Origin of the sequence: Pontibacter indicus, from assembly GCF_900156345.1 — a bacterium.
GTDB classification, from domain to species: Bacteria; Bacteroidota; Bacteroidia; order Cytophagales; family Hymenobacteraceae; genus Pontibacter; species Pontibacter indicus.
The window spans coordinates 979344-998750 of record NZ_FTPP01000002.1; the positions used below are offsets into that span (position 1 = coordinate 979344).

The window sequence follows — 19407 nt, forward strand, 5'->3', positions numbered from 1 at the left end:
ACGTGTGATCTCTATTGGGCCCCGTTTATGTATGACAATTAGCCTCTGACAATATCAAGCCATCATAAAAAGAGGTGTCGGCTATCGAAGCCGGCACCTCTTTATTCTTTTGTCTTATGTCAAGCAGTCCTTTGTCAGGTCATTCATGTGAACATTACTTTTTCCGGATCACCAGCTTGTCGCCAGGCTTCACGTTGAAGTCGGATTTGTTGTTCCACTCCATGATGTCTTTGATCGTGACACCGTACTTGCGGGAGATTTGGTAAAGGCTTTCGCCGGATACTACCGTGTGCTGCGTGCTGGTGCCTTTGAAATCTTCGGCAGGAGCTTCCTCCAGATCCTCGTTGGTTACTTCCTGATCTGCTGGTGCACTTACATGCAGTTCCTGACCAATGGAAAGAGCACTGCTGCGCAGGTTGTTCCAGGCTTTCAGCTCGTTCACGGTCACGTTGTACTTGCGCGACAACACATACAGCGACTCACCGGCTGCTACGGTATGGGTTTCGGCTTTTTTTGTTGGAGCTGTTGCTCCTGTATTTGCGTCCTCATTACGGCCAGATTCTGCAGGTAACGTCTGTGGTTCCGCAATGATGAGCTCCTGGCCAATCTTAATCGGTGCGTCACCCAAGTTATTCCAGGTCGTGATGTCGTTCACGGTCACGGCGTACAGCCTCGAGATGCCCCAAAGCGACTCGCCTTGCTTCACGATGTGGCGGGTAGGTTTGGGCTGTGGAGTGGCGTTCTCCTGAACCACTGCGCTGGCCTGTGTTTGTTTAGCAGGTGCTGGTTTAGCAGCTGTTTCTTGCTTAGGCTCTGTTTTAGGGGTAGTAGTTTTGGTAGTGGAGCGCTCTGTCGCAATAGTTTCCACTGCTTTCTCCTCTACAAACACCTCAGCTGTTTCTTCCTCCTCAGCACCAGAGAAGCCCACAAACACGTCTTCGCTCAAACCAACTGCCCATTCAGCGTTTTCTTCTTCAGTTGTTTCAGTCTCGGCCTCTTGAGCTACCGCTTTTTGTTGGGTCGTATCCTGCGCTTGCTTGCCAGGGTATAGGGCCGTGTTTTTCGGTTTTTCAGTAACCACCGGCTTTTCTGCTCTCTGCGCTGTGGCTTTTGCCTCCGGCTCATCCTGCTTCATCACAGGAGTGGGCGGCGTTTCGGTTTTCGGTGCAGCAGCTACTTTCACTTGTTCCTCTTCCTGGGCTATACCTTGTTCAACTTCTCTGGCAGGTATAGCCGTGCTGGCAGCTTCTGCCTCCCGGCCTGTTGTAGCGGCAGTTTGCACTTCCTCTTGGGCAGGTGCTGTTGGCTGTCCTTTCAGTTTGTTCCAGCTCTTTTTGAAGCGGGTCAGGAAGTCATCTTGCTGAGCAGCCGGCTCCGCAGCACTTGTCTTAGCAGTTGTTGTTTGTGGGGCTTTTTCCTGCGCGGCAACGTTTTGTTTTTCAGCTCCTGGTACAGGTTTTAGTTCACGCACTTCGATAGCCACCTTGGCCGGACGGCGCTTCTGCAGCCAGAGTACGCGGCCTGGCACCGGCACTTCTGCGCGCTTCATTCGGTTCTTGAATTGCAGGTAGTCCATTCGGATGCCGTACTGCTGGGCAATTTCCTGCATGGTCTCGCCGTGCTGCACCACATGGTATTCTTTGTCAGCATTGAGGCGCTTTGCCTCGATGTAATACGCCTCGCCTTCCTCGAACCTGTCGAAGTCGCGCATGTCGTTGAAGCGAAGGAGTTTGCGGGTGGTGATGCCGGCCTTCAGTGCAAGTTTGTCTTTGGTGTCACCTTTGCCGGCTACGATGGCGTTCAGGTTGTTGCGCTTGATGATACTGCCTGCCGCCGGTATAGCACCCGTTTGGCGAGCAGGTGATGTGTGCACAGGTTCTGTAGAGGCCACTATACCTGGCTCTACATTGTGGCGCACCGGAAGCATCACATAATAGTCCTTATCGGCAGGTATGGTGCTGCCCAGCAGCCACTTGTTGTATTTCTCAAGTTCTGAAGGATCGGTCTGGTGGGCAAGCGCAATGTCGGCCAGGCTTTGGCCCGGCGTCGCGCGCAGCTCACGCAGCGAAACCACCGGTGGGGCGCTCTTCCCGATAAAGCTGTCGTAGGCCACTTTGTGTGCCAGGAAAGTCAGCAGGTAAGGATCCGACTTTTCTGTGATGTCCATTTTTTTGCTGCCCTTGTCCGACTCTTTGGTATAGGCCTTTGCGCCGGAGTAGCCGTGGTAGTAAGAGAGCAGTGTGTTGAACCAGTTGTTGTAGAAGTTGTTGCTACGCTTGAAATAGCGGGCGGCACCACGGCTGGCTTCTATGATGTGCTTGCGCTCATCCACGATATGGTCCATGCGCAGGTTAAAGTCCAGCGCGGCTTCTTTTTTGAACTGCCAGTAACCCACGGCATTGGAGGTAGACACGGCATCGCCACGCAGACCGCTCTCCTGCAGGGCCAGGTATTTGAAATCGTCCGGCACGCCTTCTTCCTGAAACGTGCGCTCAATCAGCGGGAAATAAGCATCGGCCAACTCCACTTTCATCTGAAAATACTTCGGGCTACGGTGCAGGGCGTCTACTTTTTTCTGGATCTCCTCCTGTGCCCTTGGTGAGATGCGCAGGTGGATGTCACCAAAATACAGGTTGTGAGGCACCGTAACGGTTTGTGCCATCGCGAGCAATGGCATAAGCAGGAGAATCAAAGAAAGTAATGGTCTCTTCATAAAGGTAAACAGGTAAAATAAGCGAAGCTATCCACAAAATGGCTCCAGTATATGTTGAAACAGCTGTGGATAACCCATTAAGGTATAGTATGTTCTCTATATAGAGATACACTTGCAAAATTAACGCAATTTACCCCGCATTCTAAAGCTTAGAACGAAGTTATTTTATAGAAATTTATGGGTGTGGATAAGTAAAGTGAGGTCGAGAGGAAGGGCAGTATAAAGTATAGCGGAGTGAGCACTTCGCAACTGAACGCAGGTATACCTATACCTTAAGCTTATACCTATTGGCTATACCTGCATTCTATGCCTATACCTGACGACGTATGGATTAAGCGATCGTATTTCGCTCTGATACCTGAGGGCTATACCTATAGGCCATAAAAAAAGGTGGTATTGCTACCACCTTCTCTGTTATTTCTTGCGGGCGACCATCAAGCCGTCGCGCACCGGCAGCAGGATGTTTTCTACCCGTGGGTCATCCTGCACTTTTTTGTTGAAGTCCAGTAAAGCGGCCGTGTCTTCGTCGAGCTTTTTGCGGTATTTGGCCAACACCTTGCCGCTCCAAAGCACATTGTCGGCAATAATGTAGCCGCCCGAACGCACCCGGTCAATCACCAGGTCATAATAGTTGGCATAATTATACTTGTCGGCATCGATGAACACCAGGTCGAACGTAGCGTCGATGGTGGGTATGATCTCAAGCGCGTTGCCGATGTAGTACTTCACGCTCTCGCTCAAACCAGCTTCTTTAATATAGCCGCGCACGGTCTCTTCAAGCTCTTCGTTGATGTCGATGGTGTGCAGCGTGCCGTCCTCATGCAGCCCCTCCGCCAGGCAAAGGGCCGAGTAGCCAGTATAGGTACCCACTTCCAGGATCTGCTTCGGGCGAATCATGTGGGAGAACATGGAAAGCAGACGACCCTGCAGATGACCCGACAGCATGCGTGGCCGCATCACGTTCAGGTGCGTCTGCCGGTTGATTTTGTGCAGTAGCTCTGACTCCGGTGAGGTATGGTTCTCTGCATATTGCTGCAGTTCTTCGTCCAGGAATTCCATGTCGAGAATTGTTAATTGATGATTGTTAATTGTTTGTAATTGACTGCTTATGTTGCGGATTGACTGTTTGATGATTGGTAAACCCCAAACAATCAACAATAAGCAATCAACAATTAATTAGGTACGTAATTCAGGAAACTTAGCTTCTCTTCGCGCAGCACGTCGTTGGCGATGTCGATCAGGTCCTGGGCGGTGGTGTTTTTGATCTGGTCGAAGATCTCATTCAGGGTGTCGATGTGGCCCTGGTCGAGGATGCTCTTGCCCATCATCATCATCAGGCCCATGTTGCTTTCTTCGGCCATAGCCAGCTGACCCATCAACTGCTCCTTGGCGGTGTGCAGTTGCAAAGAGCCCAGTTGTTTTTCGCGCAGCTTCTTCAGCTCTTTAAGTACCAGCGAGGTGGTGCGCTTCAGCTGTTTTTTCTCCGTGCCGAAGTAGATCGACAGCAGCCCCGTATCAATATAAGTGGCGTAGTTGGCGTCGATGGTATAGACTAGGCCGTGCTTTTCGCGAACGGCCAGGTTCAGGCGTGAGTTCATGCCCGGGCCGCCCAGCAGATTCACCAGCATAAAGAACGGAATGCGGCGCTCGTCGTTGAGGGCATAGGCCGGACAGCCAATCACGCAGTGGGCCTGCGAAATCGGTTTCTCGAACGTCACCGTTTTGGGGATGTAGTGCTCGAAAGCGATGCGCTGACGTGGTTTGCTTATGGTCGGGATATCGGCCAGGTACTTTTCAGCCAGCTTTACCACCTTCTCAAAAGGCAGGTTACTTACCGAGCAGAATACCAGGGCCTCCGTGCTCAGGTTATCCTTGATAAAACGCTGGAAATCGTCTTTCTTGAACCCAGAAACACTTTCTTTGGTGCCCAATATGTTGTTGCCGAGCGGGTGGTTATCGAACACTACGTTGTCAAATTCGTCCACGATTGCCTCTTCCGGGGTGTCCAGGTACATGGACATTTCCTCGAGTATCACGCCGCGCTCCTTCTCAATCTCCTTCTCAGGGAAAACAGAGTGAAACGTAATATCGGTGAGGAGTTCAAACGACTTCTCGAAATGCTTGTCGAGCACGGAGCTGTAAAAGCAGAGCTTCTCCTTGGTGGTATAGGCGTTCAGTTCGCCGCCCACCGACTCCAGCCGGTTGAGGATGTGGAAAGACTTGCGCTTGGCCGTCCCTTTAAAAGCCATGTGCTCCCAGAAGTGGGCGAGCCCCAGTTGGTCGGGCTGCTCGTCGCGGCTGCCCAGATCCAGGATAAAGCCGCTGTGCGCAATTTTGGTGTGTAGTACTTGTTTGTGAACGATTCGAATACCGTTCGGCAATGTATGAATATGATAATCAAGCATTCAGTTCGCAATTAGCCTGCAAAGATACACAAAAAGTACCAGAATAGGCCGTTTGACGGCCGAATGTTAGCGGTCAAGGTTACGTCCGCCTACGTTGATGACGAAGCCCAGCGAAAACACGGAATAGCCCGCCGTGAGCGCCTTGCGGTTGCGCAAACCGAAGTTGGTGCCGCTCGTGTACTGCAATTGCACCGTTGGGCTGAGGGTCATGCGGGTATAAAAGATCGGCTCCAGGAAGATATTGTCTTCGTTGGATTGCTTCACGCCGTCGAGCAGGTGCTTGTTCATGTTCACATAGCTCATGCGCAGGGCCGTGCCGTAGTTGAGCGGAAACTCATTGCCGAGCAGGCGCAGTGATTTTTTCTTTTTGGAACTGAAATTCACCTGCGTGAAATATTTGCTGAAACCGGCCTCGCGGCGCGTAAACGTCATCACGCCTTCTTTCTCTTCCTTCTCGGTACGGTCGCTACTACCACCGCCAAAGCCGGCGTATATTTCCAGCACGCGGTTCTGGTTTGGGCCGAACGTGGTGAAATAGCCCGCGCCTGCCTCTATCAGGCTATGGCGAAAGTCCCGCTTCTTGCGTTCTTGGTTCAGCATCGAGCCGTTCAGCATCACCCCGATGTTGTCAGTAACAGCGTAGGCGGTGTTAAACGTGATGTTGCCTTTCGGTGTAATGTGCCCGGCAGCGCTCAGCTCGCCCTTTTGGGTGAACATAGGCACATTCGGCACGTTGGGCATGTACGTAGACACACAGCCGGTGGTCAGAAAGAGGAGGGCAACAGCAAGGAGTTTAGTAGAATGTAATCGTGCTTTCATACAGGTAAGCGTGGCTAAAAGAACTGCTAAACTAACTTTCCTGTCGCTAAGAAGAAAAATATTTTTGTTCTTTTCCGTGAATCGAAGTTCGTGCCTATACCTGTGTGCTCTTTCCTTTCAAGTCTAGCCGCATTGGCGTAGCTTTGCGGCAGCTTATACCTGATGAAAAAGATCCTGATCATACAGACCGCCTTTCTGGGCGATGTGGTGCTGGCAACGGGGCTGGTCGAGAAACTGCACGCCCATTATCCGGAGGCACAGCTCGACTTTTTGCTACGCAAAGGCAACGAGTCGCTGCTGAAAGGGCACCCGCTGCTAGGGCAGGTTTTGATCTGGAACAAGCAGGAGGGCAAGTATAAGAGCCTGCTGAAACTGCTCCAGCAGATCCGGCAGGAGCGCTACGATCTGGTCGTGAACCTGCAACGCTTCGGCGCCACCGGTATACTCACTGCGCTCTCCGGCGCCCACGAAACGGTTGGCTTCGACAAAAACCCGTTTTCCCGTTTCTTTACACGCCGCTATCCGCACGATGTGAACTCCGGCACGCACGAGGTGGAGCGCAACCACCTGCTCATCGCCAGTCTCACCGATGCGCAACCCGCCAAACCCAGGCTATACCCTTCTCCGGAAGATTTCAACAAAGTGGAGCCGCTCAAGGCAGAGCCCTTTATTTGCATGGCGCCGACCTCGGTCTGGTTCACCAAGCAGTACCCGCTGGAGCAGTGGGTAGAACTGCTCGACCAACTTGGTGACAGGTATAAGGTATACCTGCTCGGAGCGCCGGCCGACAAGGCGCACTGCGAGGAGATTATCAGCAAGATCAAAAACGCGAGGGTCGAAAACCTGTGCGGACAGCTGAACCTGCTGCAGTCGGCGGCCCTGATGCGCGATGCCGTGCTCAACTACGTGAACGATTCCGGTCCTATGCACCTGGCCTCCGCCCTGGATGCACCTACCTGCGCCATCTTCTGCTCCACCGTGCCGCGTTTCGGCTTCGGGCCGTTGGCAAACTTCTCGGCCATTGTCGAGAAAAATGAGCCACTTTACTGCCGTCCCTGCGGTTTGCATGGGTATAAAACCTGCCCCGAAGGACATTTTAAATGTGCAAAAGACATCGCCACTGTACAGCTGCTGGAGGTGCTCGCTACCCGCACAGCCTAAGTGGGTTAGCTTGTCGGGGGTAAGGTGTTAGAAGTAGGAATAAGTCAAGTCCGGAACAACTGGTATATTAAGCTTTTTCTATAAAGGTGTTTGCACTAAAGATAAAAGTGCTACCTTTGCGGTGCAAGTTTAACCAGGCTGAGAGGTCTGACGAACTGCAGTGCCAGCTACTATACCTACAAAACTATGAAATACCAGCCCATCGACAGGGAGCTGTTCTGCTATAACAGGCGCAATTTTGTGCGGCAGCTCAAGCCTTGTTCACTTGCTGTTTTTCATTCTAATGATGTGATGCCAACCAATGCGGACGGCACCATGGCCTTCCGCCAAAACAGTGACCTCTTCTATCTTTCAGGAGTAGACCAGGAGGAAAGCATTCTGTTGCTTTTCCCGGACGCACGCGACGAGCGCATGAAGGAAGTGCTGTTTGTGCGTGAGTCGAACGAGCACATCATGGTATGGGAAGGGTATAAGCTCACCAAAGAGCAGGCCCGCGAGACTTCAGGTATAGCCACGGTGCTGTGGCTGAAAGACTTTAAGCAGGTTTTCAATAACCTGATGGCCGAAGCCGAGCACGTATACCTGAACACCAACGAGCACTTGCGCGCCGTGGTGGAGGTAGAAACCCGCGATGCCCGCTTCGTTAAATGGTGCCAGGAAGTATATCCGCTGCACCGCTACGAGCGCAGCGCACCCCTCATGCACCACCTGCGTGCCATCAAATCCGAAAGAGAAATAGACCTTCTCCGCAAAGCCTGCGATATCACTGAGCTGGGCTTCCGCAGACTATTGCAGTTTGTGAAGCCAGGCGTGATGGAGTATGAAGTGGAGGCGGAGCTTTACCACGAGTTCCTACGCAACCGTTCACGCGGCCCGGCCTACAGCCCCATCATTGCATCGGGCGAGAATGCCTGCATCCTGCACTACACCGACAATAGCCGCGAATGCAAGGACGGCGACCTGCTGCTGCTGGACGTAGGGGCCGAGTACGCCAACTACGCCGCCGACATGACGCGGACTATACCTGTGAACGGCAAGTTTACCAAGCGCCAGCGCGAGGTATACGAGGCAGTGCTGCGCGTGATGAAAGCCGCCACCCAAATGCTGGTGCCGGGCAACTCGCTTGACCAGTACCACAAGTTTGTGGGCACCGTGATGGAGAACGAACTGATCGGGCTTGGCTTGCTCAACGCAGGCGATGTACGTAACCAGGATCCGTCCAATCCGCTATACAAGAAATATTTCATGCACGGCACCTCGCACCACCTCGGGCTCGATGTGCACGACGTGGGCAACAAGTATCGCTCTCTTGAAGAGGGAATGGTGTTCACCTGCGAGCCGGGCATCTATATAAGAGAAGAAGGTATAGGCGTGCGACTGGAGAATGATATTCTGGTGACGCGAAACGGTCCGGTTGACCTGATGAAGAACATTCCGCTGGAGGCGGATGATATTGAAAGGCTGATGTAAAAGCGCTAAGCGCCTGCATGGTAGTGGCTTACATATAACTACTTGCAGCCTTTTTTATTGTATTTACGTTAAAAAAACAGATGCTTTGCATTAATTGATGTTGAGCATACAACCCGCCACTCGTAAAAAGGGTTGAATTATAGTGACGCGCGCTTGCAGATAAGCAGTTAAAGAAGTGCAAACAGCGCACCCGAGTAGATTTAGTTTTAAGCTGTTAAGACTGTTTTTTTAGACATTAACAAAATGCTTTGCTTATGGATAAAAACTACATCAATGCAACGACTACCCGCCTGACGTATCCAGATATACGTTCCGTCTGTTTTTTTATAGAAATATAAAAAAACTTACCTGAAAATATGTACGTATTGTCATATCAAAATATACTTTTTAAAATTATGCGAAAAACTCTAACGAAACTATTTACAACTGCTTTTGCGCTTGTATTCCTGCTGTCTGCCAACACAGCTGTGCTTGCGCAGAACGCCGACCAACGGACGAACCTCCAGATCTACGGAAGTGCGCTCCAATATAAAGGTGATTTGGGCCATAACTGGTGGAAAGACAAAATGGGCTGGGGAGGCGGCGTATCGCTGAACCGTTACCTGAGCCCTGCTTTAGACGCTGGTTTGCACCTGAGCTACGGTAACACGGAGTTCAGTAGATTCGGCTCTTCCATGGACACCAAACTAGGTATGGCGATGCTCGGACTGAGACTGAAGATGTATGGCAATATCCTGAAAGAGGATGCTTTCATCGGCCCATACCTGACAGTGGGTGGTGGTGCTCACTTCGTAAGACCAGAAGGTGTTTCGCCAACAGGTCCTTATGACGAAAACTTCGTAGCAGGTGCTGCTTTCGGTGGTGCCGGTCTCCGTTTCAGATTCTCTGACAACGTGAGCCTGTTCATTGAAACAAGAGCGCACTTCACGAGCAACGACAAATACGACAACATCGAGTCGAACATCAACGACCGCTTCCTGCAGCACAACATCGGTCTTGGCTTCAACCTGGGTAAAGGTAAAGACACAGACGGTGACGGTGTTCCGGATAGAAGAGACAAGTGCCCAGACACTCCAGCTGGCGTGCAGGTTGACAAAGATGGTTGCCCAATCGACACAGACGGTGATGGCGTTCCAGATTATCAGGACGAGTGCCCAACAGAGGCTGGTGTAGCGAACCTAGGTGGTTGCCCTGACCGCGACGGTGACGGCGTAGCTGACAAAGATGACCAGTGCCCAGACGAGCCAGGTACTGCTGCCACACAAGGTTGCCCAGACAGCGACGGTGACGGTGTTCCGGATAAAGACGACAAGTGCCCTGACACTCCATCTGGTGTTCAAGTAGGTGCCGACGGTTGCCCAGTTGACTCTGACGGTGACGGTGTTCCGGATAACGAAGACCTTTGCCCTAACTCTGCTGGTACTGCCGAAACTAAAGGTTGCCCTGAGCTAGATGCCCGTACGAAGAAACTGATCGAAGAGAAAGTTAAATTCGAATTTGACCAGGCTCGCGTTCAGGACGGTTACCGTCAGCTGCTCGATAGCATCGTGGTAGCGCTTGAGAAATACCCTGACCACGTACTGTTGATCAAAGGTCACGCTGACCACATCGGTTCAGAAGAGTACAACCAGGCACTGTCTGAGCAAAGAGCCCAGGCTGTGAAGGATTACCTGATCCAGCGCGGTGTTCAGAACCCAGACCGTTTGGTAACAAGAGGTTACGGTGAGACGCAGCCACTGGTACAGGTTAACACCAGACTCTCTAAAGCCAGAACTGCTGCTGCCCGTGCTCAAAACCGACGCGTTGGTTTTGAGATGAACACGCCAGACATGCAACTGAATCTGGACTAACATACCTTAACCGATAAGGTTATATGTCAAAAGGCCCCGCAGAGCAATCTGCGGGGCCTTTTTGTGTTTAGGTGGGGAGTGCACTGAGACGTCGCAGCGCCTCTCAGACCTGCGAGTGCCTAAAGCCAACTACGCAGGTATAGCTTGTCTGAATCTTTATATAGGGCCCCTTCCCCAAGGATTTGCAGGATTTTAAAGAGGGCCCCTACCCCCAGGATTAACAGGATTATCGTGCACGATTGATAATCCCCTTCCCCTTGCAAAGGTGGACTTTCTGTAGCTGCTATACCGAAGGTATAAGCGCTGTCGCAAAGGCCAAACGGACCGCTGGCAGGTATAGCAAGGCTAACTTGCACTTGAGCAATGAAACGGACAGCCGTGCCAGGTGCACTTTTCGGCGCTCCACTGTTTGAGCGTTCAGCGAGTTTGGAGCGTCTTGATTATTTTGCTTACTTTTTTCATCAAGGAAAAAAGTGAGTGCCCGCCGCACAGGCGAAACTATGAAACAGATCGGTTCAAGATATAGATTTACAGAAGCTACGTTAGGTATAGCTAGGCCAGAAGCCCCTCTATAGCAGACACGAGCGAGGACGCTCGCACCATCCTACGAGGCAAGCACAGTTATACAACACACCAGCCTTTGCTATAGCGCTTTCACTAAAACCGAATAAGAAGAAATGTTACTGCTTCGAAGCAAGCAGGTATAGCACCGCCATCCGGATGGCAACACCATTCTCCACTTGGTTAAGGATGATGGAATGATGTGAGTCGGCGGCATCGGAGCTGAGTTCGACACCGCGGTTAATCGGGCCGGGGTGCATGAGCACGATCTCCTTGTCGAGGCTGTCGAGCATCTTCTTGTCGATGCCGTAGTAGAGCGTATACTCGCGCAGGGATGGGAAATACTTCATTTGCTGGCGCTCCAGTTGTATGCGGAGCACGTTGGCTACATCGCACCATTCCAGTGCTTTGCGCACATCCAGCTCCACTTTCACACCGAGCTCTTTGATGTACTTGGGCAGCAGCGTGACAGGGCCGCACACCATCACCTCAGCGCCAAGCTTTTGCAGCGCGAAGATGTTAGAAAGGGCCACGCGGGAATGCAGAATATCACCAATGATCACCACTTTCTTGCCTGCTACATCACCCAGCTTTTCGCGGATGGAGAAAGAGTCAAGTAGGGCCTGGGTCGGGTGCTCGTGGGTGCCGTCACCAGCGTTTACGATGTTGGCATCAATGTGGCGGCTCAGAAAGTGCGGCGCTCCCGGGCTGGAGTGGCGCATCACGATCATGTCCACTTTCATGGCCAGGATGTTGTTCACGGTATCGAGCAGGGTCTCGCCTTTCTTCACGGAGCTGCCGCTCGACGAGAAGTTGATCACATCGGCAGAGAGTCTTTTCTCGGCCAGCTCAAACGAAAGGCGGGTGCGGGTAGAGTTCTCGAAGAAAACGTTGGCAATGGTGATGTCACGCAGCGAGGGCACTTTCTTAATGGGCCGGTTCAGAACATCTTTAAAGTTATCAGCAGTCTCGAAAATGAGTTGAATGTCGTTTGCTGTAATGTCTTTGATGCCGAGTAGATGCCGGACGCTGAGCTCTTGCATGGGTGCTTTATTCTTCGTTTTTGGTCACTAACCAGATATTGTCTTGCTGCGTTTCAGGCCCTTGCCACTCCACCAGTACCCGCTGCGATTGCAGCGAATTGACACGCCGCCCCACATAGGTTGGCTCAACGGGAAGGTGACGACTGTAGAGGCGGTCGATGAGCACCAGCAGCTCCACATTGGCCGGACGACCAAAAGAGATCATGGCATCCATAGCGGCTCTTACCGAGCGACCAGTGTAGAGCACGTCATCTACCAGAATCACCTTTTTATCCTCGATCAGGAAGTCGATGTGCGTGGCGTTGGCGGCCACAGGTGTTTCTCTCCTTCTGAAATCGTCGCGGTGAAAAGTGGTGTCGAGGTAGCCGGTTGGGACGGTGGTGCCCAGAATGGCTTGCAGGGTGCTCTGAATACGCTGCGCCACCTGTCGTCCGCGTGGTTGCAGACCGATGATCACAGAATCGGAAAAGTCGCCGTGGTTCTCGATGAGCTGGTGGCAAAGGCGCATCACCATGATCTCGAGCAACTGGTGGTTTACGATGAGTCTTTTCTGCATGGCCTGGGGTCTTGGCTGCAAAGATAGGATGTTCGGTTGAATTGTGGGATAGCTAAATGGCTAAATTGTTGAATGGTTAAATTGTTTGATTGTTGATGGCTGAGATGAAGGAGGTAAAAAAACTTTAAGAAGGTATAGCCAGCACGAACAGAGAGGAAAAACAGGTATAGCGCAACTCAGCTGGTGGGCCCTATACCTCTCAACAGTCAACAATTAGCAATCAACAATTTAGACATTCAACGATTTAACCATCAAAAAGAGATCTTATTGATGTAGAAAACCGTGCGGTTTGGGCCGTTGGGAACGCGTATCCGCTGATAGCCGAAGGCGGCAAAGTGAGGGCCATACCAGCGGATCAGGCCCGGCAGGTCGGTGCTAAGGATCTTTTCGTCTTTTTCGTAGGGCAGAAGTTCAATCGAAGTTTCCTCATCCGTATACCTGTTTTGCTCCATCTGCCGGTAGATGATCTTCTCCTGGTCAGGGTAAGCCATCACGAACCGTCCGTTCGGCAAACTGGCGATTTCCACTGAGTGGGTGAGGGAACTGGTTATCATGTCGGGGAGGGGGAAAGTATTGTCCCAGAGCAGCACGCCGTCGCGGTCAAAGCCCAAGGCGATGGCGTGCGTGCGTTTGTAAGCCTGCGCCTCGCGCTCCAGCCCTCTCACGCGACTGTCGAAGAAGCTGTTGTTGCTGCGGTACTGCGGGAAGTATACCTCTGCGGCGAGCACATAGCCGCTGGGGGTCTGTATCAGGTCGTGCAGGAGCAGGCGATAGCGCTGCAGGGGTTCTTTGCCTTCTTTAACGCGGGCAAACTCACGCTTGCGGGTGCGCTCTTCGCGGCGCGGCTTCATGTATTTGAAAAAGTTCTGCAGGTCCAGCAAGGAGTAGAACTCGCCTTCTGCAACCTTTGAAGCCACTGGCGAGGTGAAAAAGCCTTGCACAAAGCGCAAGTCGCGGACGCCGTAGGTACCCAAAAGCAAACGGGAAAGCGTATCGCCAGGGGTGACCTCGGCGTTGAGCAGGCTTCTGTTTTGCGGTTGCAGGATGAAGTAGTTCTGTAGCAGTTTGCCGTTTTCGTCGAAGCTCTTCACCTGCAGGCGCGAGATCCGGCGGTTGGTCTCGGCCAGCACCACATCCACACGCCCGTGCACATGGTCGGTGAGCAGATCGGAGAAGGAAGACTCCTCCCCGTAGAGGGCTGGCAGTATGGTGGGCTGCGGCTTTTCGGGGTTCAGGTATAGCAGGTTGGGTTTGGTGTCGTAGCTGTTGCCCGTGATCAGGAAATGCTTGCCGTTGAGCACATTGAACTCGTAGATGTACTCTGCCTTCTCCAACTCGATCTCGCTTTGGCTGACCGCGCCGCTGTCCAGGTTCAGCCGCACGAAGGTATAGAGTGTGGGCTTGGCTGCCTGAAAGATCAGGTAGGTGTAGGGAGCCTCCGTATAGAGGCGCACAAATTCGTACTCAGCCTTCAGGTCCAGTTGGCTTTTCCAGACCAGTTCCAGGTTGGCATTGTACTTCTCCAGCAAAAAGTCAGGTTTCTTTGCCCAGGTGTCGGCTTTGCGGCTGTAGACCAGCAGGCTGCTGTCGGGCAGGGCCAGTACCTCCACATGGCTGTCTTCGAGCTGGTAGGGCAGCTCGAGGCGCACGGGTTGCTGAGGCTCCTGTGCCCAAAGCAGGGCAGGTGCCAGCACAGCATAGCAAAGCAGCAAAAGGCGCAGGTATGGCATGTTACAATCTTGTGCTGCCGGCTGGCAGTAGGTATAAGGCAGACATGAGCCTGTTTAAAATTCATCTTTTGAGCATTATCTATACACCACTTAACGTTGCCACGCGGCGCATAAATTGTTGCGACAGAACCTGGCAAGGCTCTTTTCGCTTTCAAAAATGAAAATTAAATATGCTCTAAATGCTTTTTACTCTTTTTTGCACCGTAACGTTGTGCCTGCGCGCTGTAAGGCGCCCGGATTAATTACCCAAAGCGAGCAGTGCGTCAAACTCCTCGGTTTTGAGCGGCATCACCGACAGACGCGATTGACGCAGCAGGGCGATGTTCTCCAGGCGAGGCTCCTTCTTGATCTGATCCAGTGTTACGGGAGTTTCAAACGCACGATCTGGCACCAGGTCCACCGCCATCCACTTCGGGTCGTCGGCGCTTGGGTCGGGGTAGGCGGCTTTGGCCACTTTGGCGATGCCCACGATGGCCTTCTCAGAAACGCTGTGGTAAAAGAGCACCAGGTCGCCCGGCTGCATGAGTTGCAGGTTGTTGCGGGCCTGGTAATTGCGAACGCCGTCCCAGCAGGCGCGGCCTTCTTTTACAAATCTGGCCCAGGAATAGGCCTCCGGTTCTGATTTTACTAACCAGTATTGCATGTGGTAAGGTATAGGTAATCGAAACTATAAATCTGTTTAAAATGGCACTCGGCTAAGGCGCCCTGGGCTTACTCTTCCTGCTTTTCCACAGTCTTGATCCGCACTCTCAGCACACTGTCCTTCAACGAAACCACCTCCATGGTATAGCGTTGCTCTGGCTGGCCATTGCCCTGAATGTTCACCAGAATGGTGTTTTTGTATTTGTACTTCCAGATGCCGGTATGCTCCTCCAGTCCGTCGGCGGGGGCGATGGCGTATTGCCTGGCCACGCCCTCAGGCTCCAGCGTGAAGCCAGTCCGGCCCCTGGATGGCGGAAAGTCGTAAGTGTTGGGACGGTACACGAGCACGTCTTCCTCATCTTCTTCGTAGGAATGTAGCCAGGTCTGGCCCAGGAGTTCGGCCTCTGCCTTTTTGCGGCAGGTGTTGGCCAGCAGCATAAGGCACAGAACGCATAGCAGCGAAGCGTATTTCATATTTTTTGGTTTGGGAGCGTCTTCTAGAATCAGTTAAATGTGTAGCTAAGTTAAGGATTTCCTGCTTTATATAGAAGCCCTGTAATATAAAAGCCCACCGTGTGAGGGTGGCAAAGGTATGGCGGCTTTTTCTATCTTTGTAATCTTACACACACTGCCTTGGAAAATAAGAAAATCATAAAGCTGTTTAAGCTGGCCGCTGAGCTCATGGAACTGCACGACGAGAATCCGTTTAAGGTGCGCTCGTATGTGAATGGCGCCGCTGCGCTGGAACTGGTAGAGGAGCCGCTGGCGCTCAAAAGCCAGGCTGAACTGGAAGGTATAACAGGCGTGGGCAAGAGCATTGCTGCTCGCGTGATCGAAATAGAAGAAACCGGCTCTTTTACGGAGCTGGACCAGCTGCTTTCGGTAACGCCGCCGGGCGTGGTGGAGATGCTGCGCATCAAAGGCATCGGCCCGAAAAAGGTGCGCACCCTCTGGAAAGAGCTGGGAGCTGAAACGGTGGAGGAACTGCTGGACGCCTGTGAGCAGGACAAGGTGAGCAAGCTGAAAGGCTTCGGCGCCAAGACCCAGGAGAATATTCGGCAGGCGCTGTTGTTTACGCAGCAGAACCGGGGCAAATTGCTCTATGCCGAGGCCGAGTCAGCCGCCCAGGCTTTGCTGGAGCAGGTGCAGCAGGCTATACCTGGTGCCGAAGTAGCGCTGGCCGGCGATGTGCGCCGCTGTCTGGAGATTGTGGAGAAGCTGGAACTGGTGATCGGGACTGATAACCCAACGGAAGCAGAAGCAGCCCTGAACAAACTGGATGAACTGCAGCAGGACGAGCTGGTATCTGGTCCTAAGGTATGGCGCGGCAAGCACAGCCTGAGCGGACTGGCTACCGAGATACGCTTTGCCAATCCGGCCAATTTCCAAAACGAGTTATTTATACGCTCCGCGTCCCCGGAGCACCTGGCGCAGGTATTTGCAGCGAACAAAAACATGCTCACTGTAGCGCGCGAAAGCAGCCACAGTTCGGAAGAAGATATTTACGCCTCGGCAGGTATGGCCTACATTGCGCCCGAGCTGCGCGAAGGTACCAATGAGCTGCAGCTGGCCATGGAGAACAAACTGCCGACGCTGCTCGAATTAAGCGACCTGAAAGGCATCCTGCACAACCACAGCACCTACTCCGACGGCGCCCATACCTTGGAGCAGATGGCCACCTACTGCCGTGACATGGGCTACCAGTACCTTGGTATTTCCGACCACAGCAAAACGGCCGCCTATGCAGGCGGTCTGCGCGAAGGCGACGTGCTGCGCCAGCAAAAAGAGATCGACCAGCTGAACCAGAAGCTGGCCCCTTTCAAGATCTTCAAAGGGATAGAGTCCGATATTCTGGGCGACGGCTCCCTGGACTATGAAGAGGACATTCTGAAGACCTTCGACTTTATCGTGGCCAGCATCCACAGCAACCTTAACATGGACGAGCAGAAGGCTACGGCCCGCCTGATCACCGCCATCGAGAACCCCTATACCACCATGCTCGGCCACCCGACCGGGCGTCTGCTGCTGCGCCGCGAGGGCTACCCGATCAATCACAAAATGGTAATCGACGCCTGCTCTGCCAACAACGTCATCATCGAGATTAACTCGAATCCCTGGCGCCTCGATATCGACTGGCGTTGGGTATACTATGCACTGGAGAAAGGCGTGATGCTGAGCATTAACCCGGATGCCCACCACACCAGTGGCTACGACGACATGCGCTACGGCGTGCTGGTTGGTCGCAAAGGCGGACTTACGAAAGAGATGACCTTCAATGCGAAGTCGGTGGAGGAAGTGGAAGCTTATTTCAAGGCGCGGAAGGAGAAGATAAAATAGCGCATGCCGAAGATCCTCATCCTCCGTTTTTCCTCTATTGGCGACATCGTGCTGACCACGCCGGTGGTGCGCTGCATCAAACAGCAGGTGCCAGATGCGGAGTTACATTACTGCACCAAGCAGGCCTTTAGAGGTATACTGGAGCCGAACCCCTACATCGACAAGGTGCACACGCTGGGTGAAAATCTGAGTGAACTGGTGCAGCAGCTCAAAGCGGAGAATTTTGATTTTGTGGTGGACCTGCACAATAACCTGCGCACCACCATCATCAAAACCCGATTAGGGAGACCAAGTAAGAGCTTCGATAAGCTCAACCTGGAGAAGTGGCTGATGGTGAACCTGAAAGTAAACCGCCTGCCCGATGTGCATATTGTGCAACGCTACCTGGCCGCTGCCGCACCGCTCGGTATACACGACGACGGCCAGGGCCTGGACTACTTTATACCTGCCGATGCTGAAGTGGCCGTTGACTCGTTGCCAGCCGGTTTCCAGAACGGCTATGTAGCCTTTGCCATCGGAGCACAGCACTATACCAAGCGCCTGCCGGTGAAACGCATCATCGAACTTTGCGCGCAGTTGCAGCAGCCTATTATCTTGCTTGGTGGGAAAGAAGATGCCATAGTAGGAGAGGAGATCGCTGCACACTTTGGCCAAACAACATTCAGCAATCAGCAATCAACAATCATTTATAACGCCTGCGGCAAGTATAGCCTGGCGGGGTCGGCTTCTATAGTGCGGCAGGCACAGCAGGTAGTGAGTCACGACACGGGGCTGATGCACATTGCGGCGGCCTTTCAGAAGGACATCATCAGCGTATGGGGCAACACCATACCTGAATTTGGCATGTATCCTTTCCGGACCCGGTATAAGGTGCTGGAAGTAAACGGACTGCCTTGCCGGCCTTGCTCTAAGATAGGGTATAGCAAGTGCCCGAGAGGCCATTTCAAATGCATGAACGATATTGATTTTAGTGCCATCGAGCGTCAGCCGTATAAGGTATAGCGCAGCAAGGTATAAACAGATCAGGTATAAAAAGAGCATCGCCCGCACAGGTATAGACTTGTGCGGGCGATGCTCTTTTTAGCAGGTATAGCTTATGCTCAGGTATAGCTATACCTGGCGGATTGGTTTACTGCAGTGGTTTTACAGTATAGCCAGCTCTTTGCAATAACTGTAGCAGGCCGTTCTCGCCCGGCAGGTGCGCCGCGCCAACCGCAATAAAGGTAGACTGCTCTTTCATGATGGCAGGGAGCTTTGTCATCCAGTCCTTGTTGCGCTCGTCGGTCATGTAGGCCATGTCGCCGCCTCCGGTCAGTTCATTGTATTCCTGCGACAGGGCCCAGATGCCTTCCAGGTCTTTGTTAAAGTACAGTTGCACCAACTTGTTCGAAAGCTCCACGGCCATACCTTTGTTCTTTATGTAAGCCACGAGTTGCTCTGCCTGCTTGTCCAGCGGGTAATGGTTGTAGAGCAAGCTGAATTGCTGCTCCATGGTTTCGAGCGTGCTCACTTTCTTATTGTTTTTCTTGTTCTGGTTGGCAAAGTACATGTCGAGCGGCTCACCGGTGTAGTTTTTCAGTACCTCCATGCTCTGGTAGTCCTTCATGGAAAGCATCAGCATCAGTGTCATCGGTTTCATCTGGTCGGCCATGCTCAGCTCAAATCCGAACTGCTTTTTCATCTCCTCATTCACCAGGGCATAGTCCTCTTTGCTCAGCAGGTTCGAGAGTTTGTTATCCGGCATCACCATCAGGGCACCCATCTGCATCATCTTGGCGGAGTCGATCTCCGTTTCTACCACCAGGCCGCGGCTCTCTGTGAAGCGCTTCATTACTTCGGGCTGTGTGTCGAGGTAGCTTGAGTTGAGCAGGTGGTAAGTGCCGTACAGGTATGAAGGCTGCTTCAGACCGTTGCCGCTGATCTCCCAGAGAAGCGATTTGGCAGTGGCCGTAGGTTGAGCCTGAGCAGTTGTCTTCGCTTTGGCTGATTTGGATTTTACCTTTTGGGCCTGGCTGAGAGTAGGGGATAAAAGCAGGGCAACCAGCAGGATGCAGAGGCTGGCAATTTTGTTTTTGTAATTCATGGTGATTGGTGAATAGTAAAAAAATGATAATGTCAGT

General features: G+C 52.5%; 15 protein-coding genes. 5 read left to right on the forward strand and 10 right to left on the reverse strand.

The genetic code is table 11. From position 1 onward, the window contains the following. Window positions 1-154: 154 nt before the first annotated feature. From B0B12_RS13125 to B0B12_RS13140, 4 genes are all read right to left on the reverse strand, one after another. Window positions 155-2713: a LysM peptidoglycan-binding domain-containing protein gene (locus B0B12_RS13125; protein ID WP_076669479.1), complete on the reverse strand. Its 2559-nt coding sequence runs from the start codon at window positions 2711-2713 to the stop codon at window positions 155-157. A 414-nt stretch (window positions 2714-3127) separates the two neighbouring features. Further along, on the reverse strand, window positions 3128-3772 hold the full coding sequence (locus B0B12_RS13130) for an O-methyltransferase (protein ID WP_076669481.1): 645 nt from the start codon (window positions 3770-3772) through the stop codon (window positions 3128-3130). Window positions 3773-3885: 113 nt separating this feature from the next. Continuing rightward, window positions 3886-5118 (reverse strand): M16 family metallopeptidase, encoded by a 1233-nt coding sequence (locus B0B12_RS13135; protein WP_076669483.1) that lies wholly within the window; start codon window positions 5116-5118, stop codon window positions 3886-3888. A gap of 66 nt (window positions 5119-5184) precedes the next feature. Then, window positions 5185-5937: a hypothetical protein gene (locus tag B0B12_RS13140; protein ID WP_076669485.1), complete on the reverse strand. Its 753-nt coding sequence runs from the start codon at window positions 5935-5937 to the stop codon at window positions 5185-5187. 162 nt (window positions 5938-6099) lie between these two features. Between B0B12_RS13140 and B0B12_RS13145 the strand changes: the two genes are divergently transcribed. From B0B12_RS13145 to B0B12_RS20685, 3 genes are all read left to right on the forward strand, one after another. After that, on the forward strand, window positions 6100-7098 hold the full coding sequence (locus B0B12_RS13145; RefSeq protein ID WP_076669486.1) for a glycosyltransferase family 9 protein: 999 nt from the start codon (window positions 6100-6102) through the stop codon (window positions 7096-7098). A 186-nt stretch (window positions 7099-7284) separates the two neighbouring features. Continuing rightward, window positions 7285-8568 (forward strand): aminopeptidase P N-terminal domain-containing protein, encoded by a 1284-nt coding sequence (locus B0B12_RS13150; RefSeq protein WP_076669488.1) that lies wholly within the window; start codon window positions 7285-7287, stop codon window positions 8566-8568. A 395-nt stretch (window positions 8569-8963) separates the two neighbouring features. Next, entirely contained in the window at window positions 8964-10418 is a 1455-nt protein-coding gene (locus B0B12_RS20685; protein ID WP_076669489.1) for an OmpA family protein, read from the forward strand. A gap of 680 nt (window positions 10419-11098) precedes the next feature. On the opposite strand, the gene B0B12_RS13160 is transcribed toward B0B12_RS20685, so the two are convergent. The 5 genes from B0B12_RS13160 to B0B12_RS13180 form a co-directional block, all read right to left on the reverse strand. Continuing rightward, the gene (locus B0B12_RS13160; protein ID WP_076669491.1) at window positions 11099-12022 is read right to left on the reverse strand and encodes an aspartate carbamoyltransferase catalytic subunit; all 924 of its coding nucleotides are present in this window, start codon (window positions 12020-12022) and stop codon (window positions 11099-11101) included. Window positions 12023-12029: 7 nt separating this feature from the next. After that, entirely contained in the window at window positions 12030-12578 is a 549-nt protein-coding gene (gene pyrR, locus B0B12_RS13165; protein ID WP_076670349.1) for a bifunctional pyr operon transcriptional regulator/uracil phosphoribosyltransferase PyrR, read from the reverse strand. A gap of 251 nt (window positions 12579-12829) precedes the next feature. Continuing rightward, complete coding sequence (locus B0B12_RS13170) at window positions 12830-14308, reverse strand: hypothetical protein (RefSeq protein ID WP_076669493.1); 1479 nt, start codon at window positions 14306-14308, stop codon at window positions 12830-12832. Window positions 14309-14546: 238 nt separating this feature from the next. Further along, complete coding sequence (locus B0B12_RS13175; protein ID WP_076669494.1) at window positions 14547-14951, reverse strand: EVE domain-containing protein; 405 nt, start codon at window positions 14949-14951, stop codon at window positions 14547-14549. A gap of 68 nt (window positions 14952-15019) precedes the next feature. Next, window positions 15020-15424: a hypothetical protein gene (locus tag B0B12_RS13180; RefSeq protein ID WP_076669496.1), complete on the reverse strand. Its 405-nt coding sequence runs from the start codon at window positions 15422-15424 to the stop codon at window positions 15020-15022. 159 nt (window positions 15425-15583) lie between these two features. On the opposite strand from B0B12_RS13180, the gene polX reads away from it, so the two are divergent. Both polX and B0B12_RS13190 read left to right on the forward strand, forming a co-directional pair. Continuing rightward, window positions 15584-17287 carry a DNA polymerase/3'-5' exonuclease PolX gene (polX, locus tag B0B12_RS13185; protein WP_076669498.1) on the forward strand — a complete coding sequence of 568 codons (1704 nt, stop codon included), beginning with the start codon at window positions 15584-15586 and terminating at the stop codon, window positions 17285-17287. Between the two features lie 3 nt (window positions 17288-17290). After that, complete coding sequence (locus tag B0B12_RS13190; RefSeq protein WP_076669500.1) at window positions 17291-18289, forward strand: glycosyltransferase family 9 protein; 999 nt, start codon at window positions 17291-17293, stop codon at window positions 18287-18289. A 127-nt stretch (window positions 18290-18416) separates the two neighbouring features. Here B0B12_RS13190 and B0B12_RS13195 read toward each other — a convergent pair whose 3' ends face one another. Next, entirely contained in the window at window positions 18417-19370 is a 954-nt protein-coding gene (locus tag B0B12_RS13195; RefSeq protein WP_076669501.1) for a TraB/GumN family protein, read from the reverse strand. Window positions 19371-19407 lie beyond the last annotated feature (37 nt).

What these genes read in the sequence shown, in the direction of transcription:
- pyrR (WP_076670349.1), bottom strand. Translation starts at nt 12,578, where the DNA reads ATGCAGAAAAGACTCATCGTAAACCACCAGTTGCTCGAGATCATGGTG.
- B0B12_RS13180 (WP_076669496.1), bottom strand. Translation starts at nt 15,424, where the DNA reads ATGAAATACGCTTCGCTGCTATGCGTTCTGTGCCTTATGCTGCTGGCC.
- B0B12_RS13175 (WP_076669494.1), bottom strand. Translation starts at nt 14,951, where the DNA reads ATGCAATACTGGTTAGTAAAATCAGAACCGGAGGCCTATTCCTGGGCC.
- B0B12_RS13190 (WP_076669500.1), top strand. Translation starts at nt 17,291, where the DNA reads ATGCCGAAGATCCTCATCCTCCGTTTTTCCTCTATTGGCGACATCGTG.
- B0B12_RS13160 (WP_076669491.1), bottom strand. Translation starts at nt 12,022, where the DNA reads ATGCAAGAGCTCAGCGTCCGGCATCTACTCGGCATCAAAGACATTACA.
- B0B12_RS13150 (WP_076669488.1), top strand. Translation starts at nt 7,285, where the DNA reads ATGAAATACCAGCCCATCGACAGGGAGCTGTTCTGCTATAACAGGCGC.
- B0B12_RS13130 (WP_076669481.1), bottom strand. Translation starts at nt 3,772, where the DNA reads ATGGAATTCCTGGACGAAGAACTGCAGCAATATGCAGAGAACCATACC.
- B0B12_RS13170 (WP_076669493.1), bottom strand. Translation starts at nt 14,308, where the DNA reads ATGCCATACCTGCGCCTTTTGCTGCTTTGCTATGCTGTGCTGGCACCT.
- B0B12_RS13125 (WP_076669479.1), bottom strand. Translation starts at nt 2,713, where the DNA reads ATGAAGAGACCATTACTTTCTTTGATTCTCCTGCTTATGCCATTGCTC.
- B0B12_RS13140 (WP_076669485.1), bottom strand. Translation starts at nt 5,937, where the DNA reads ATGAAAGCACGATTACATTCTACTAAACTCCTTGCTGTTGCCCTCCTC.
- B0B12_RS13195 (WP_076669501.1), bottom strand. Translation starts at nt 19,370, where the DNA reads ATGAATTACAAAAACAAAATTGCCAGCCTCTGCATCCTGCTGGTTGCC.
- B0B12_RS20685 (WP_076669489.1), top strand. Translation starts at nt 8,964, where the DNA reads ATGCGAAAAACTCTAACGAAACTATTTACAACTGCTTTTGCGCTTGTA.
- B0B12_RS13135 (WP_076669483.1), bottom strand. Translation starts at nt 5,118, where the DNA reads ATGCTTGATTATCATATTCATACATTGCCGAACGGTATTCGAATCGTT.
- B0B12_RS13145 (WP_076669486.1), top strand. Translation starts at nt 6,100, where the DNA reads ATGAAAAAGATCCTGATCATACAGACCGCCTTTCTGGGCGATGTGGTG.